The sequence below is a fragment of the Nostoc sp. GT001 genome, assembly GCF_030382115.1.
In the GTDB taxonomy this organism is placed as follows: domain Bacteria; phylum Cyanobacteriota; class Cyanobacteriia; order Cyanobacteriales; family Nostocaceae; genus Nostoc.
On sequence record NZ_JAUDRJ010000003.1, the window covers coordinates 5,133,012 to 5,149,715 of the forward strand.

At 41.8% G+C, this 16,704-nt stretch carries 7 protein-coding genes and 1 tRNA gene; all 8 read left to right on the forward strand.

All coding sequences use genetic code 11. The features are described 5' to 3' along the window. Positions 1-182 precede the first annotated feature (182 nt). Positions 183-1,370, forward strand: coding sequence for a murein hydrolase activator EnvC family protein (locus tag QUD05_RS24680; RefSeq protein WP_289798392.1), 1,188 nt, complete (start codon positions 183-185; stop codon positions 1,368-1,370). Between the two features lie 44 nt (positions 1,371-1,414). After that, a tRNA-Arg gene (locus QUD05_RS24685) sits at positions 1,415-1,487 on the forward strand. A gap of 429 nt (positions 1,488-1,916) precedes the next feature. Further along, positions 1,917-2,495: a Uma2 family endonuclease gene (locus QUD05_RS24690; protein ID WP_289798393.1), complete on the forward strand. Its 579-nt coding sequence runs from the start codon at positions 1,917-1,919 to the stop codon at positions 2,493-2,495. 329 nt (positions 2,496-2,824) lie between these two features. Then, a complete protein-coding gene (locus QUD05_RS24695) occupies positions 2,825-4,243 on the forward strand; it encodes a DUF3370 domain-containing protein (RefSeq protein WP_289798394.1) in 1,419 nt (472 codons plus the stop codon). Between the two features lie 34 nt (positions 4,244-4,277). Beyond that, positions 4,278-4,661: a VOC family protein gene (locus QUD05_RS24700; RefSeq protein WP_289798395.1), complete on the forward strand. Its 384-nt coding sequence runs from the start codon at positions 4,278-4,280 to the stop codon at positions 4,659-4,661. 31 nt (positions 4,662-4,692) lie between these two features. Then, a complete protein-coding gene (gene ylqF / locus QUD05_RS24705) occupies positions 4,693-5,574 on the forward strand; it encodes a ribosome biogenesis GTPase YlqF (RefSeq protein WP_289798396.1) in 882 nt (293 codons plus the stop codon). A 1,039-nt stretch (positions 5,575-6,613) separates the two neighbouring features. After that, positions 6,614-12,928, forward strand: a complete 6,315-nt coding sequence (locus tag QUD05_RS24710) for an ATP-binding sensor histidine kinase (RefSeq protein ID WP_289798397.1) — start codon at positions 6,614-6,616, stop codon at positions 12,926-12,928. A gap of 286 nt (positions 12,929-13,214) precedes the next feature. Beyond that, entirely contained in the window at positions 13,215-16,640 is a 3,426-nt protein-coding gene (locus QUD05_RS34505; protein WP_502911408.1) for an ATP-binding protein, read from the forward strand. The last annotated feature ends 64 nt before the right edge of the window (positions 16,641-16,704 follow it).

Below are 16,704 nucleotides of genomic sequence, written 5' to 3' on the forward strand. Positions count from 1 at the left end.
CTTTTCCCCTGCTCCCCTGCTCCCCTGCTCCCCTGCTCACATACCTGCTCAATGCTGACATAGCTGGAATCCTTGTGTTACAACTTGGCATACCAATTTAATAATGTGTTGGCGTGGATGAATTAAATTTTGGGAATAATCCTCATAGTGTTTGAAAGCATCGTTTTAGTTAGGTTCGCACTATGAGAGGGCGATTTCTCGGAAAAAAGCAGATTTATTGCTGTTTATCTATTGCATTTTGCTGTATTTTGTGGATTTGTTTGGCATTAATTCCAGCCGACGCAACGTCTACAGGGTCTATTGATACTCTACGACAACAGCAGCAACAAATGAACCAGCAGCGTCAGGGTGTAGTTGGAGAGCGCGATCGCTTGAATAATCTCCAACAAGAAGCCCAAAAACACTTGACTGGTTTAAAGCAAAATCTGCAAACGACAGATAGCTATCTTCTAGAGAGCGAATCACGATTACAACTCGCTACCCAACGCCTCCAGCAGTTAGAAACCGATTTAGATGTGGCAGAACGTTCATATCAGGAGCGGCAAATTGCAACAGTAGCACGATTGCGTTATCTTCAGCGATCGCCTGCTTTTGCGGGATGGGCAGTTTTGCTTGAAAGTGAAAATATCAGCGACTTTTTCAGCCGTCGTCATCAGTTGAAGTTAGTGTTTCAAGCAGATCAAAAAATTTTGGTCAAACTCAACACCCAAGCAAACTCAATTGATAAACAAAAAACGGACGTAGAACAGCAAAAAAATGAAATTGGCTTAATTCGCGAGCAACTGTTGGCACAAAAAGCCGATTATCAAACTCAGGCGCAATCACAATCAGAATTGATTCAACGCCTGAATAGCGATCGCCTCGCCTTAGAAGCCGCGCAAAATCAGCTAGAAAGAGAATCTAAAAATTTGGAAATTTTGATTCAACAAAAGGTAGCAGAAGCCCAAGGAAAAACCAACAGCAGAACAGGTATCATCATTCGGGGAACTGGTGTAATGGCATATCCTAGCGATGCTTCTACTAGCAGTCCCTTTGGCTGGCGGGTACACCCTATTCTTGGTTATCGTCGCTTTCATGCCGGGTTGGATTTTGCCGCCAGCTATGGTAGTAAAATACGGGCAGCGGATTCAGGAACAGTAATTTTTGCTGGGTGGTATGGTGGTTATGGCAGAGCGCTAATTATCGATCACGGTAATGGCATGACTACACTCTACGGGCATACCAGTGAGTTATATGTTTCTGAAGGACAAGCAGTTGAACGCGGACAAGCGATCGCTGCTGTTGGTTCTACAGGTTTCTCAACTGGCCCTCATCTCCACTTTGAAGTCCGTCGCAATGGTACACCCGTAGACCCAGCTAATTATCTTTAAAGCTGCGAATTTTATCACAGACGTGCTATAATATTAAAGATTAAGGGCGCGTAGCTCAGTGGATAGAGCAACAGATTCCGGTTCTGTGGGTCGGGGGTTCAAATCCCTCCGCGCTCGTTACCTTTACAAGACTAACCAGAAAATCGAGGGTTATTTTCTCTCATGGGATAAACCTAATTTACCCTATGAGACAGAATGGCAACGGATAGTCTGGAATGCAAAAATTTAGTCTACGTATGTAGTGATTTATATAACACTATATAGCAATCCTAAATCATTCGTGAAAAGCTAGATCCCCGACTTCTCAAAGAAGTCGGGGATCTGCACACTGAGAATTTTCACAAATCAGATAGGATTACTATACTAGAGATTTTGTTTTCTCATTCAGTCTCTCACCCCTATTACCTACCCCAAAATTGTTTTAAAAAATAAAACAATGGGGCATTTGTTGGGGGGAATTCCTAAAGTAGAGGTAGAGGCGAAATCTTCTCTATTAGCAGGACATGGGTTTGATGCAACTAGGATTTTTGTGGAGCGCAATTAATTATGACTGCTTTAACCTTACAATTACCTTCTAATCTGCAATTTACTGATGAGGAATTTGCACAGATTGTCGCTGTGAATAAAGAATTACGACTAGAATTAACTGCTGAAGGGGAATTAATTATCATGTCACCGACTGGGGGAGAAACGGGAAACCGGAATTTTGATTTATTAGGTCAGATATGGTTTTGGAGCAATCAGAATAAGCTTGGAAAAGCTTTTGATTCTTCTACTGGGTTTAAATTGCCAAATGGGGCAACTCGTTCACCTGATGCTTCTTGGATAAGGATAGAAAGATGGGATGCTCTTACCCCAGAACAAAGAAAGAAATTTCTCCCTTTGTGTCCTGATTTTGCAGTGGAATTGGTTTCTGAAACTGATGATGTGGAAGATTCTCAAGCCAAAATGGAGGAATATTTAGCGAATGGCTTACAACTGGGTTGGTTAATAAATCCTAAAGATAAACAAGTAATAATTTATCGCCCAAATCTTGCACCAGAAGTTTTACAATCTCCCACAAGTTTATCGGGTGAAGATGTTCTTCCTGGTTTTGTTTTAAATTTACAGCAGATTTTTGCATAAATGACTGATTAAGCTGTTCCACATTTAAATTGCATATACTGGACGGGCAAGATGCCCATCCCACAAGAGTTATATTTAATTCGATTATGCAAATTAGATGTTTTTTAGCTTATCTTAATTTTATTTCTACAATCACTGAACGTTCTCAAATTCAAATTTTTATAGAATCTGATGCTGGTGTGCCGCATCCCTTATTAGCTTTAAACTGATACCAAATATTGAGCGTATGACAATATTTTGTTCCTACGCATTCTCAGAAATCCCCTTCAAGGAACTTGTAGTAATAACTTCTAATCTTTGATACCACAACTTTCTTGACGATCAAATCTATGCTGGCTAAATTCCCATCATCTGTATTTACACTTCTATTAGGACTTGCCATAACTCAAACCTTTGGATGCACAACTCATAAAAATAATTCAGCGATCGCTCAAACTTCACCAAAGCCAGCACCTCAAGAAATTGTTCAAGCAGGAGAAGTTCGAGCCTTACCTGGCAAGTTAGATAAAATACCCGTTTTTAACAGCAATAGCCCAGAATGGATTAAAACTGAGGGTATTTTACTTTCTACCTTTCCTCCAAACGGTAAAAAAGTTCCAGCAGCGCATCTCAATTTTCCCTTTCAGGGACGCTTTGACTTATTCGCTCACCATTACACCCACACTCCCAAGGATTTACAAACGCTGTACTTAGGCGTAATTGTGTATAACCCTGGTAAAAAACCTGTAACAGTAGATGTATTGCAAGCCGCAAGTTATTTAATGCAGGATGCACCCTTTGTAACCTTACCTCCCTACATAGAAAATAACGATGGTAAGACTTACTCAGGCCCAGGCGCTCGTGCTGTTAGTGATGTACTCCGAGGTGTTCGACAAGCAGATTTTCCCGCAAAGCTGATAATTCCGCCAGGGCAAAGCCGGATGTTATTAAATCATCCGATTCCTGTACGGAATCTAGAAAAGCCAGTGAATGGTCGTTCTAGCTTTATGCGGTTGCGTAGTAGCGATCAAGTTTATGGGGCAAGTTTAGCAATGTTTGCTAAGAAAAATTCTGATAATACAGACCGCCCACCCACTCTTGCAGAATGGCAAGCTTTACTAAATACCGGGAACTTTGCTGGGCCAAGAGATAAAACCCCTACTCCTCTAAATGCTACCAGTGGCGCACTGATTTATGGGCGTGTAGCTGGTGTATCTAGTGGTTCCCAGTGGAAAGCAAAGTTGGTAGATAATCCCCAAACCAAAAATCTGACAATTCCCCAGCGTGGCAAAGCTATTTCTTATGCTTTAGACACATTGCTCAGTGGTCGATTGGGCACTCAACAAATCCAAACGGCCAAAATGCTGGTACGTTATCCAGATACGGCTTATGAAGCACATGGTAATTATGGGGTGGAATATAAACTCACCTTACCTTTAAGTAACAATACCAACCAAAACCAGACCGTGACTGTTACTTTAGAAACACCTTTAAAGGAAGATAAATTATCCCAAGGTGGTTTACGTTTCCGCAAACCATCGCTAGATTTTCCTTTCTTCCGTGGTACAGTGCGGCTACGCTATTTTAATGACCAAGGTCAACAAAAGACGCGCTACATACATCTATGGCACAGAACTGGTCAGGTGTTAGAACCATTAGTGCAGCTTGTACTTCCACCTTCGACTCAGCGGATAGTACAGGTAGATGTGATTTATCCACCAGATTCGACACCACCGCAAGTGCTGAGTGTAAGAACTTTAGAAAAGTGAGAATCTCAAAAAAAGCAAATCACTTAAGGCTTATATGGTTTTCGAGTACACTAACGCATTTGTTACCATAGCATCGGTTAATTTTGATAATTTAGTGAATTTCTATACCAAATTCCTGGAGCAAAAACCAGTTACTTTGATTCCGAATGTCTATGCTGAGTTTAATTTAGTTAGTATGCAATTAGGTATTTTTAAACCAAAGAACACAAACGAATCGGAATTTGAAGCCATCGCCAAAAGTAAGATAAGTTTGTGTTTAGAGGTGAATAACTTAGAAGATGCGATCGCTCACCTAACTGCTTTGAGCTATCCTCCACCAGGAGACATTTCCATTGCTTCCCACGGCAGAGAAATATATGCTTATGACCCTGATGGCAATCGTCTGATTTTACATCAAGCCATAGTGAATGATAATTGATAAGTGATAATAATTTATTTGGTAATTAACTATGGCTATAACTCAAAACTATAGATTAAACCTAATTCAATGGTATCCAGGTCATATTGCAAAAGCTGAAAGGAAGCTCAAAGAACAACTAAAGCGCGTAGACGTGGTGTTTGAGGTACGAGATGCTCGGATTCCCTTAGCGACTCACCATCCCCAAATAGGTGAGTGGGTAGAAGGTAAAAAACGGGTGTTGATACTTAACCGAGTAGATATGATTACGCCACAAATGCGATCGCTATGGATCGATTGGTTTAAACGTCAAGGAGAAGTCCCCTATTTTACCAATGCTCAACATGGGAAAGGTATAGCAGAAGTAGCGCGGGCAGCGCAAGCCGCTGGGGTAGAGCTAAATCAAAGAAGAAGCGATCGCGGGATGTTACCCCGTCCAGTGCGGGCTGTGGTGATTGGTTTTCCCAATGTCGGTAAATCAGCTTTAATTAATCGCCTGTTAGGAAAGCGAGTCGTGGAAAGTGCAGCCCGTCCTGGGGTAACTCGCCAACTACGCTGGGTGCGAATTTCCGAACATTTAGAATTGCTAGATGCTCCTGGTGTCATTCCTCTAAGATTAGAAGACCAAGATGCAGCCTTGAAATTAGCTATTTGTGATGATATCGGTGAAGCATCTTACGATAACCAGCTAGTAGCAGCAGCCTTAGTGGATTTACTCAACTATTTAGAACCTGTAGCAGGAGATTTATTACCAAAAAAACCATTACAGTCTCGCTACCAACTCGATTCAACATCAGACACCGGAGATACCTATTTACACGCTTTAGCAGAGCATCGTTACAAAGGTGATGTAGAGCGAGCAGCAAGGCAACTTTTAACAGATTTTCGCAAGGGGTTGTTGGGTGAAATGAGTTTGGAGTTACCACCCAATTAAACCTAAATTCAAATAGTAAAAATTAGGAAACCTATTTGATTTTTAACAGGACTTACGCAACTATCACAAGCAATAGCGCGGCTATACCATCCTGCGCGCCAAACAACTAGGCGATAAACATAGTAACGTCTTGAATTTTAATTGCCGAGCTAGTTTTATAAGCTAAATCTTTGAGCTTAAACCAGACTAAAATTAATTGATTTCTTGGAGTAGCACATAGTTACTGATAAATGCGATTGTGCTAGATACCAGAGCCACTTGAAACGGTCTAGTACTACACAAACAACAGCGACTAACGGTTTAGGAAAAATGGACATTTGTTAATAAAAGTATTGGCGGCTTGAGCATTACCAAAAAAATGGGTAAAAGCCCCGTCGTTCTACGACGGATTTAAAGTAATGAGTAATGAGTAATGAGTAATGAGTAATGAGTGGATGAAAAATGGGTAATGAGTAATGAGTAATGAGTAATGAGTAATGAGTAATGAGTAATGAGTAATGAGTAATGAGTGGATGAAAAATGGGTAATGAGTAATGAGTAATGAGTGGATGAAAAATGGGTAATGAGTAATGAGTAATGAGTAATGAGTAATGAGTAATGAGTGGATGAAAAATGGGTAATGAGTAATGAGTAATGAGTGGATGAAAAATGGGTACTTACTCATTATTTATTACTTATTACTTATTACTCCTTCTTAAGAGCGCCTTTAGGTCGGTGAGGATGTCAAGGCATTATTTTCTGGGATGAGCGGTACCAGTAAAACTATGCCCGCAGAAGTTATTGCCACTCACCAACTAAATTAATACTTCTTTGCTTTTGCTTCATGCCTTTCTTTGTCAGATCAAAAACTCCTTGACGGAGTTGTGATGCTAATTTGGTAAATCATTAAAAAGCGATGGCTATATATATGAAGGTGCTTTGCATTCCTACTGTTTGCCTCCAGTGCCCCATACCCAATGTAACTTTTTTAATGCTTGTTAACCAAGATATGGTAGTGGGAATTATAACACTAGTATAAAGAGATTTTCTTAAAAAATTTATGAGCGCAAAAATTGATGGAACTTTAAGGATTGCTGGCTACCAAATCATCGAGCAACTTTATTCAGGTTCTCGGACTCAAGTGTATCGGGCAATTCGAGAATGCGTAGGCGCAGCCCGCCGCAGGCATCGCCTACCAGTTGTCATCAAGCTCTTAAAACGAGAATATCCAACTTTTACCGAATTAGTCCAGTTTTGCAACCAATATGCGATCGCTAAAAACCTAAATATTCCTGGCATTATCAAACCCTACAGCCTAGAAGCCCATCATAATGGCTATGCCCTAGTCATGGAAGACTTTGGTGGTGTTTCCCTGCGGCAATTTACTCAAGAAAAAACACTGACATTAGAGCAATTTTTACCCATTGCTCTGCAACTACTAGACATTTTACACCAGTTACATCAACAGCGCGTCATTCACAAAGACATCAAGCCAGCCAACATCCTGATTCACCCTGACACGAACCAAATCAAGCTGATTGACTTTAGTATTGCCTCGCTCTTACCACGAGAAACCCAGGAAATCCAGAGCCTCAATAGATTAGAGGGAACGCTAGCCTATCTGTCGCCAGAGCAAACCGGACGGATGAACAGAGGCATTGACTACCGCAGTGACTTCTATTCTTTAGGTGTGACTTTCTTTGAATTACTGAGTGGAAAATTGCCCTTTGAATCCCATGAACCAATGGAGTTGGTGCATTACCACATTGCGAAACTTCCACCCTGCCTCTGCGATTTGAACCCCAAATTGCCCTTGATGCTCGGCGAAATTGTTCGCAAACTGATGGCGAAGAACGCCGAAGACCGCTATCAAAGTGCGCTAGGAATTAAACATGACCTTGTTATTTGCTTAGAACAGTGGCGAGAAACAGGCAAACACACCTGGTTTGATTTAGGACAGCGCGATATCAGCGATCGCTTTCTCATACCCGAAAAACTCTACGGGCGGGAATCGGAGGTAAAGACACTATTAGAAGCATTTGGTTATGTGGCCAATGGTGGCTCTCAACTGATGCTAGTAGCAGGTTTTTCTGGTATTGGCAAAACCGCAGTCGTCAATGAAGTGCATAAGCCAATCGTCCGCTGGAACGGCTATTTCATCAAAGGAAAATACGATCAGTTCAACCGCAACATTCCTCTGTCTGCTTTTGTACAAGCCTTTCGTGACCTAATCGGACAGCTGCTTAGTGAAAGCGATACTCAGTTAAAGCAATGGCAAAGTCAGATTTTAGCGGCAGTTGGGGAGAACGGACAACTTCTGATCGAGGTAATTCCTGAACTGGAACAAATGATTGGCAAACAGCCTGCCATCGCTGAACTATCAGGCGGTGCGGCACAAAACCGTTTCAATCTGCTGTTCCAAAAGTTTATTCAGGTGTTCACAACCAGAGAGCATCCGTTAGTAATATTTCTGGATGATTTGCAGTGGGCAGATTCGGCATCGCTGAATTTGCTGAAATTGTTAATGTCTCAGAGCGATTGCGGCTATCTATTCATTGTTGGTGCATACCGGGATAACGAGGTGTTTGCGGCTCATCCACTCATGTTAACGGTAGATGAAATTGAAAAGGCATCCTCCTGCGTCAACACCTTGAGTCTAGCTCCCTTAAGTCAAGCAGATGTCAACCATTTAATCGCCGATTCTCTCAGTTGTGCAACTGAAAAAGCATTACCGTTAACAGAGTTAGTTTATCAAAAAGCCAAAGGCAATCCTTTTTTCACAACTCAGTTTTTGAAAGCGCTACATGAGGATGGGCTGATTAGCTTTGATTGGGAGGTTGGTTTTTGGCAGTGTGATGTAGCGCAAGTGCGATTGCTTGCTCTCACTGATGATGTGGTGGAATTTATGGCACAACAACTTCAAAAATTGCCCGACATCACTCAAAATGTTCTGAAACTGGCAGCCTGTATCGGCAATCAGTTCGATTTGGCGACCTTAGCGATCGTTTCTGAACAATCTCAAATCGAAGCAGCTGCAAGTTTATGGAAAGCTTTGCAGGAAGGTTTGATTTTACCCCAAAGTGAAGTTTATAAGTTTTATGTTGGGGAAGAACATCAAGCAGTTAGCCCAGAAAATTCTCAGATTGTCGTATATAAATTTTTACATGACCGGGTGCAGCAAGCCGCATACTCTCTAATTCCCAGCGATGAAAAACAACCCGTTCACCTGAAAATTGGACAGTTACTCCTGAATAACACCCCCGAAAGCAACCAAGAAGAACGCATTTTTGCAATCGTTAGTCAACTCAATGTTGCAGCTGAATTGATCGCCCAATCCGCAGAACGTCAAAGATTGGCCCAATTTAACCTGATGGCAAGTCGTAAGGCAAAAGCGGCAGCCGCCTATACTGCCGCCTGCAAATATGCCCAGGTAGGCATTGGGTTACTCGCCGAAAACAGTTGGCAGCATCAGTATGAGTTGACCTTAGCACTCCATCAAGTCGCCACAGAAGCCGCTTATCTGAGCGGTGATTTAGAGCAAATGGCAGCCAATGCTCGTCTTGTACTGAATCACGCCAAAACTCCATTAGATCAAATCAGCGTTTATGAGGTGAAAATTGAGGCATTCACCGCTCAGGGTGAATTTACTCAAGCGATCGCGGCGGCACTTGCCATCTTAAAGCAATTGGGAGTAGAACTGCCCGCAGCCCCTACCCAGGAAGATGTGGCGGCTGCCTTTAGTACCGTTTCAGATGCGATTGGAGAACGTTTACCTGGTGAGTTACTCAACCTCAGCCAAGCAAGGGATGCAAACATCCTGGCAGCGGCTCGGATTTTGACATCGGCTGCACCCTGCGCTTATTTGTTTGCACCACTGCTTTATTTACTAGTGATTTTAAAAAAGGTTTATTTATCTGTCGTATATGGCAATGAATCAACCTCGACCTTTAGCTATGTCTCTTATGGGATTTTGATGTGTGGGGTGTTCGGAAACGTTGAATTAGGTTATGAATTCGGTCAGTTAGCCCTTGACATGCTATCACGTCAGCAAAATTCCGAATTGAAGGGGAAAACTTTATTACTAGTCTTTTTATACACAAGGCATTGGAAAATGCACCTGCGTGATGCATTACACCCCTTGCAGATGGCCTATTGTAGTTGTTTAGATGTGGGGGATTTGGCTTTTGCGGGCTACTCTGCGTATAACTACGGTTTTTACTCCTATTTTGCCGGACAGAATTTAACGCAACTGGAGCCGGAAGTTGCCGGATATTGTAAAGCGCTCAAGCACCTCAAGCAAAATACAAATCTGGCTTATTCCCAATTGATTTGGCAAATTCTGCTCAATTTAATCGGGGATGCAGATAACGTCGTGGTGTTGAGCGGTGCAGCCTACAATGAACAGCATCAACTTCAATTAAATGAAGCAGGGGGCGATCGCACCGGATTAGCATTGCTGTGGATTAACAAACTGGTTGTGTCTTATCTGTTTTCAGAATTTCAACAAGCCGTAGAACAGGCTGGACAAGCAAGACAGTATTTGGATGCTGTCCTGGCTTTTTTATATGTACCCATCTTTCATTTCTATGAGTCTTTAGCCTACCTAGCATACTTTGGGGAACTTTCAACCCCAGAACAGCAGCAAATAAAGGAATGCATCGCTGACAACCAAGAAAAACTCAAATACTGGGCAACTCATGCGCCGATGAATTTCTTGCACAAGTTTTATCTAGTCGAGGCGGAACAAGAGCGAGTGCAAGGCAACAAAGCCTCGGCAATAGATTTATACGATCGCGCCATTGCTCTTGCGAAAGAACACGGTTACACCCAAGAAGAAGCACTTGCCAATGAACTGGCAGCTAAATTCTACCTCAATTGGCGCAAAGAGCAGATTGCTCAGTCATATATGACCCAAGCCTACTATGGCTATGCTCGTTGGGGCGCTAAAGCCAAAGTCGCCGACTTGGAACGACGCTATCCCCAACTCCTCGCCCCCATCTTAGAGCAAACCCGTTCTCCCCTCTCAACTAACGAAACTATCTTCACATTGGGGAGTCTCACCTCCACCAGTTCCGCTACTTCCGATAATAGCAGCGTCTCTGTTGCTTTAGATTTAGCTACCATTCTCAAAGCTTCCCAAACCCTTTCTGGGGAAATCGAACTCGAAAAGCTGCTTTCAGCTTTGCTGCATATTGTCATTGAAAATGCTGGAGCCGATAAATGTGTATTCATGCTTTTGGAGTCAGATCGGTTGCTAGTTCAGGCGTTAGCACAGCTTTCCCTAAGCGGTGTACAGAATCAGGCTGCCGTCAATTTTTACTCGATGTTGCTCAACCCACAGCCTATTGAAGATTCAGTTGATGTACCAGTTGGCTTAATTAATAACATCAAACGCAACTTGCAACCAGTAGTAATTACTGATGCTACAGTATATCCGCAACTACTCAATGACGCGTATATTCAGCAACAGCAACCCAAGAGTATCTTGTGCAGCCCAGTTTTGCATCAGGGTAAATTGCTGGGCGTATTGTACCTAGAAAATAATTTGGCAACCGGAGCCTTTACAAGCGATCGCGTCGAACTGCTGAACTTACTTTGTACCCAAGCCGCAATTTCTTTGGAAAATGCCCGAATTTACCAAAATTCTCAGAACTATGCCCAACAATTGGCACAATCTCTAGCAAAATTGCAGGCTAGTGAACTCCGCTTCCAAAATTTAGCAAATAATATTCCTGGAATGGTGTACCAATTCCGTTTGGCAGCCGACGGTTCAACTTCAACACCCTACGTTAGTTCTGGCTGTTTCGACTTGTATGGATTAGAGCCAGAGTTGGTGATGTCAGGGACACATAGCCTTTATGCGATGAATCATCCTGACGATCGCCCAGCTATTGCCGAAGCGATCGCCTACTCTGCCCAAAATCTCACACCCTTTGAGGAAGAATGGCGGATTATCCTGCCTTCAGGAACCGTGAAATGGATTCAATCTGCGGCTCGGCCAGAGCTACAAGCCGATGGGGCAATCATCTGGGATGGGGTGGTGATTGATATTAGCAATGGCAAACAGGCTGAAGAATCTCTAGCCAAAGAACGAGAGTTTTTGAATGCCATCATTCACAATATTACTGATGGGATTGTTGTTTGTGATGCTAGTGGCAAATTGACTTTATTTAACAAAGCAACTCGTGACTTTCATGGCTTACCAGTACAATCATTACCAGCAGAACAGTGGACAGAACATTTCGATCTCTATCAACCAGATGGGCAAACACCTCTATCAACCACGGAAATTCCTTTGTTTCGCGCCTTGCAAGGGGAAATAGTCGAAAACGCTGAAATGGTAATTGCACCGAAGCATGGTTCTAAGAGAATTTTGTTAGCTAGCGGACAAGCGATCTTCGATTCTTCGGGTAACAAACTCGGTGCAGTCGTTGTAATGCGAGATATTAGCGAAAGGGCGCGGCTTGAAGCCGAACGCAAACAAGCTGAACTTGCCTTGCAGCAAAAATCACTTGATTTACAACAAGCATTGAACGATTTACAAAACGCCCAATTACAAATTGTTCAAAGCGAAAAAATGTCAGCACTGGGCAACTTAGTTGCTGGTGTGGCTCACGAAATGAATAATCCCCTTGGTTTTATAGCTGCCAGTCTCAAGCAAGCTAAACCCACTGTTGCTGATATTGTTGAACACTTAAAGCTTTATCAAGAAAGTTTACCCCACAAAAATGATGAAATTAAAAACCATGCTGAAGAAATTGACTTGGATTATAGCTTAGAAGACTTGCCTAAGATGATTGATTCTATGTCTATGGCGTGCGACAGGCTAAAAAACATCAGCACTAGTTTGAGAACTTTCTCGCGTGCCGATCAAGACTACAAAGTGCCTTTCAATATCCACCAAGGAATCGATAGCACAATTTTAATTTTGAAACATCGTCTGAAGGCCAATGATCAACGTCCTGCTATTGAAGTTGTCACCAACTACGGTAATTTACCTCAAGTAGAATGTTTTCCTGGGCAATTAAATCAGGTATTTATGAATATAATCGCTAATGCAATTGATGCCTTAGATGAGTCTAATGTAGGACATAAATTTGAGGAAATCCAAGCCAATATTAACAGGATTGCAATTAAGACTTCGATAGAAAATAATACTATAAAAATTGCGATACGTGATAACGGCAAGGGGATAAGTGAACAAGTGAAAAATAAGATATTTGACCATTTATTTACGACAAAATCTGTCGGGAAAGGCACAGGTTTAGGATTAGCGATCGCTCGTCAAATCGTTGAAGAAACCCATAATGGTAAGTTGAGTTGTAACTCTATTCTCGGTGAGGGGACAGAGTTTATCATTGAAATTCCAGTGTAAATATTTTCTCTGTTTATATGGCATTTCCTAAGCAAATAAGGTGTCAGCCATAAGTAGATCGGTGTAAAAATTTGTCGTTGGGATAAGGCAGAGGGTAGAAGAGAAGAGGGTTTTAATCTAGGTTAGAGAAACATGAGTGAATACTCTCACAAATGTTGAGAAATATCGGCCTAATGAATAGGGGTGAGGTTGTTATTTGCACTTCATTAAATTAGGAAATGCTATAAATAATTTTCAGAGATATGGGAATACTAAATCTAGAAATTCTCTGGATTTAGTTAGCAATATGGTTAGCACTTTAGTCAGTATTCCTGGATATCGCATCAGTGAAGAACTTTACAATGGTTCCAGAACCCTAGTTTATCGAGGGTATCGAGAAATCGACTCATTACCTGTAGTGATTAAACTGCTGAAAAATCCTTATCCTAGCTTCTGTGAACTGGTGCAGTTTCGCAATCAGTACACTATTGCCAAAAATCTCAACTCACCCCTGATTATCCAAGCTTACAGCCTCGAAGCATACCAAAACGGCTATGCATTAGTGATGGAAGACTTCGGAGGAATTTCCTTTAAGAAATGGACTTTTCAAGGGGAAACAGCGCCATCTTTGATGGAGTTTTTAGAGGTAGCGATCGCTCTCTGCAATGCCTTAGATATCCTCTACCGTTCGCGCATTATTCATAAAGATATTAAACCAGCCAATATTTTAATTAATCCCGAAACTAAACAAGTTAAATTAATCGACTTTAGTATTGCATCTTTACTACCACGAGAAACCCAAACTCTCATCAATCCCAATGTATTAGAAGGGACACTCGCTTATATTTCTCCAGAACAAACAGGCAGAATGAATCGGGGGATTGACTATCGAACTGACTTTTATTCTTTAGGTGTGAGTTTTTACGAATTACTGACTGGGGAATTACCATTTCAATCAAACGATCCGATGGAGTTGGTACATTCTCATATTGCTAAAATGCCTACAGCATTGGGGAACAGGGAACAGGCTTCTGCCTTGAGCCTCTCTGCATTGAGATTGTCGAAGTGTCACACCGAAGTCCGAATGGGAATAGGGAATAGAAAAGATATTCCCCAGGTAATTTCAGATATCGTCATGAAATTGATGGCGAAAAATGCTGAAGACAGATATCAAAGTGCCTTGGGACTGAAGTTTGATCTAGAAATTTGTTTAAATCAACTACAAGAAACTTGTCGGATTGAAAGCTTTGAAATTGCGCGCCGGGATGTGTGCGATCGCTTCATCATTCCCGACAAACTCTATGGAAGAGAAACCGAAGTATTAACCCTACTCCAAGCATTTGAGCGAGTCAGCCTTGGGGCAACAGAAATGATGCTGGTAGCTGGGTTTTCGGGAATTGGGAAAACTGCGGTTGTCAACGAAGTTCATAAACCCATTGTGCGACAACGCGGCTATTTTATCAAAGGGAAATTTGACCAATTTCAACGGAATATTCCCTTCAGTGCATTTGTGCAAGCATTCCGAGATTTAATGGAGCAATTGTTAACAGAAAGTAATCTTCAGCTAGAGCAATGGAAAAACAAAATATTAGATGCTGTTGGAGAAAATGGACAAGTAATTATTGAAGTCATTCCCGAATTATCAAGAATTATTGGGCAACAACCATCTGCAAGAGAGTTATCTGGAACTGCGGCACAAAATAGATTTAATTTATTGTTCCAAAAATTTACCCAAGTCTTTACAAGCTTTGAACATCCATTAGTGATATTTTTAGATGATTTGCAATGGGCTGATTCGGCATCGCTGAATTTAATGCAGCTATTAATGGCTGATGCAGGACATCTTCTCGTCATTGGTGCATATCGTGATAACGAAGTTAACCCAGCACATCCATTAATGTTGACTTTGGGTGAAATTAAAAAAAATCAAGCAACGATTAATACAATTAATTTAACACCACTGGATGAAGTGCAAGTTAATCAGTTAGTTGCTGAGACACTTAAATGTAGAGAAAATTTGGCATGGAATCTTTCTCAACTGGTATATCAAAAAACTCAAGGTAATCCGTTTTTCGCAACACAGTTTCTCAAAGCATTGCATCAAGATCGTCTAATTCAATTTGATTTCGAGTTAGCCTGTTGGCAATGTGGCATTGCAGAAGTGACGATTCAAGCGGTTACAGATGATGTTGTTGCTTTTATGGCATTGCAATTAGGAAAACTGCCTCCTTCAACTCAAAATATATTGCAGCTAGCAGCTTGTATTGGCAACCAGTTCGATTTAGAAACTTTGGCAATTGTTTCAGAACAATCGGAAATTGATACGGCTGCTGATTTGTGGAAAGCATTACAAGAAGGATTGATTTTACCGCTCAGTGATGTTTATAAGTTTTATGTCGGGCAAGAAACTCTTGCACATACATCGGAAAATCAAGAGACTGTTACATACAAATTTTTACACGATCGCGTCCAACAAGCTGCCTATTCGCTGATTCCTGACGACCAAAAACAGAGGACTCATTACCAAATCGGACAACTACTTTTACAACAAATTTCCCCAGCAGCAAGAGAAGACCGGATTTTTGAAATAGTTAATCAATTAAATTACGGAACTGCTTTAATTACCAAACAAACAGAACGAGAAGCATTAGCTGGACTCAATCTGATTGCCTGTGGCAAAGCCAAAAATGCCACCGCCTATCAAGCCGGTCGTGAATATGCCAGCACTGGATTATCCTTGTTGGGAGAAAGTGCTTGGCAGCAACACTATGAAATGACGCTATCATTCCATAACGATTTGACTGAATTAGCAATGCTGTGCGGTGACTTTGAGGCGATGGAACAGTTGATTGAGACGGTAATCACTCACGCACACTCTTTAATGGAACAGGTGAATGTTTACCGCATTCAAATTCAAGCCAATACCTCTGGGAATAAACTGACCGAAGCCATTGCGATCGGACAGAAACTCCTACAAAAGCTTGGCGTCACAATTCCAGAAGCCCCCACACCAGAAGATATTCAACAGTCAATCCAAGAGATTACCGAATTGATTGGAGACAGGAAAATTGAAGATTTTGTTCACCTCCCGGTAATGACCGATCCGCACAAACTGGCAATTATCCAGATTGCCAGCAGCATCATACCAGCAGCTTATCTCTGTGGCTCTCCCTTGTTTTCAGTACTGACTTCCTTTTCAATCAAATTATCCCTGCGGTACGGAAACATCTCTGCTTCAGCGTATCACTATGCTTGCTATAGCATGATTGTCTGTAAACTATTGCAAGATGTGGATTTAGCAATCGAGTTTGGTCAGTTGGCCTTGAATGTTGTCTTAAAACTCGATGCTAAAACGACTAAACCTGAAGTATTAGTGACGCTGGCAGGATTTATGCTACACCGTAAATCTCACGTCAAAGAAATGTTACCACTCTTGAGCGAGAGCTACGCGACTTCCCTAGAAGTTGGAAACCTGCAATTCGCCGGATATAGTGGATACTGTTTTTGCCTCACTTCTTTTTGGTGCGAGTCAGCCCCTTGTCGCTTTGGAGTCGGATACGCGCACCTACTACAACGGTTTGGTGCAAATAAACCAATTGACAACTGCCAATTACTGCCTGATTTATCTGCAATCTATTTTAAATTTACTGGGTTTTGCGGAGAATCCCACCCTTTTGTCTGGCTCAGACCTGGAAGAGAGGGAACTTTTGCCCTTGCTGCTGTCTGCGAATGACCTGTTTGGGCTGTATAACTTCTATTTATATAAACTGACCCTTTGCTTTTTATTTGGAGAAATT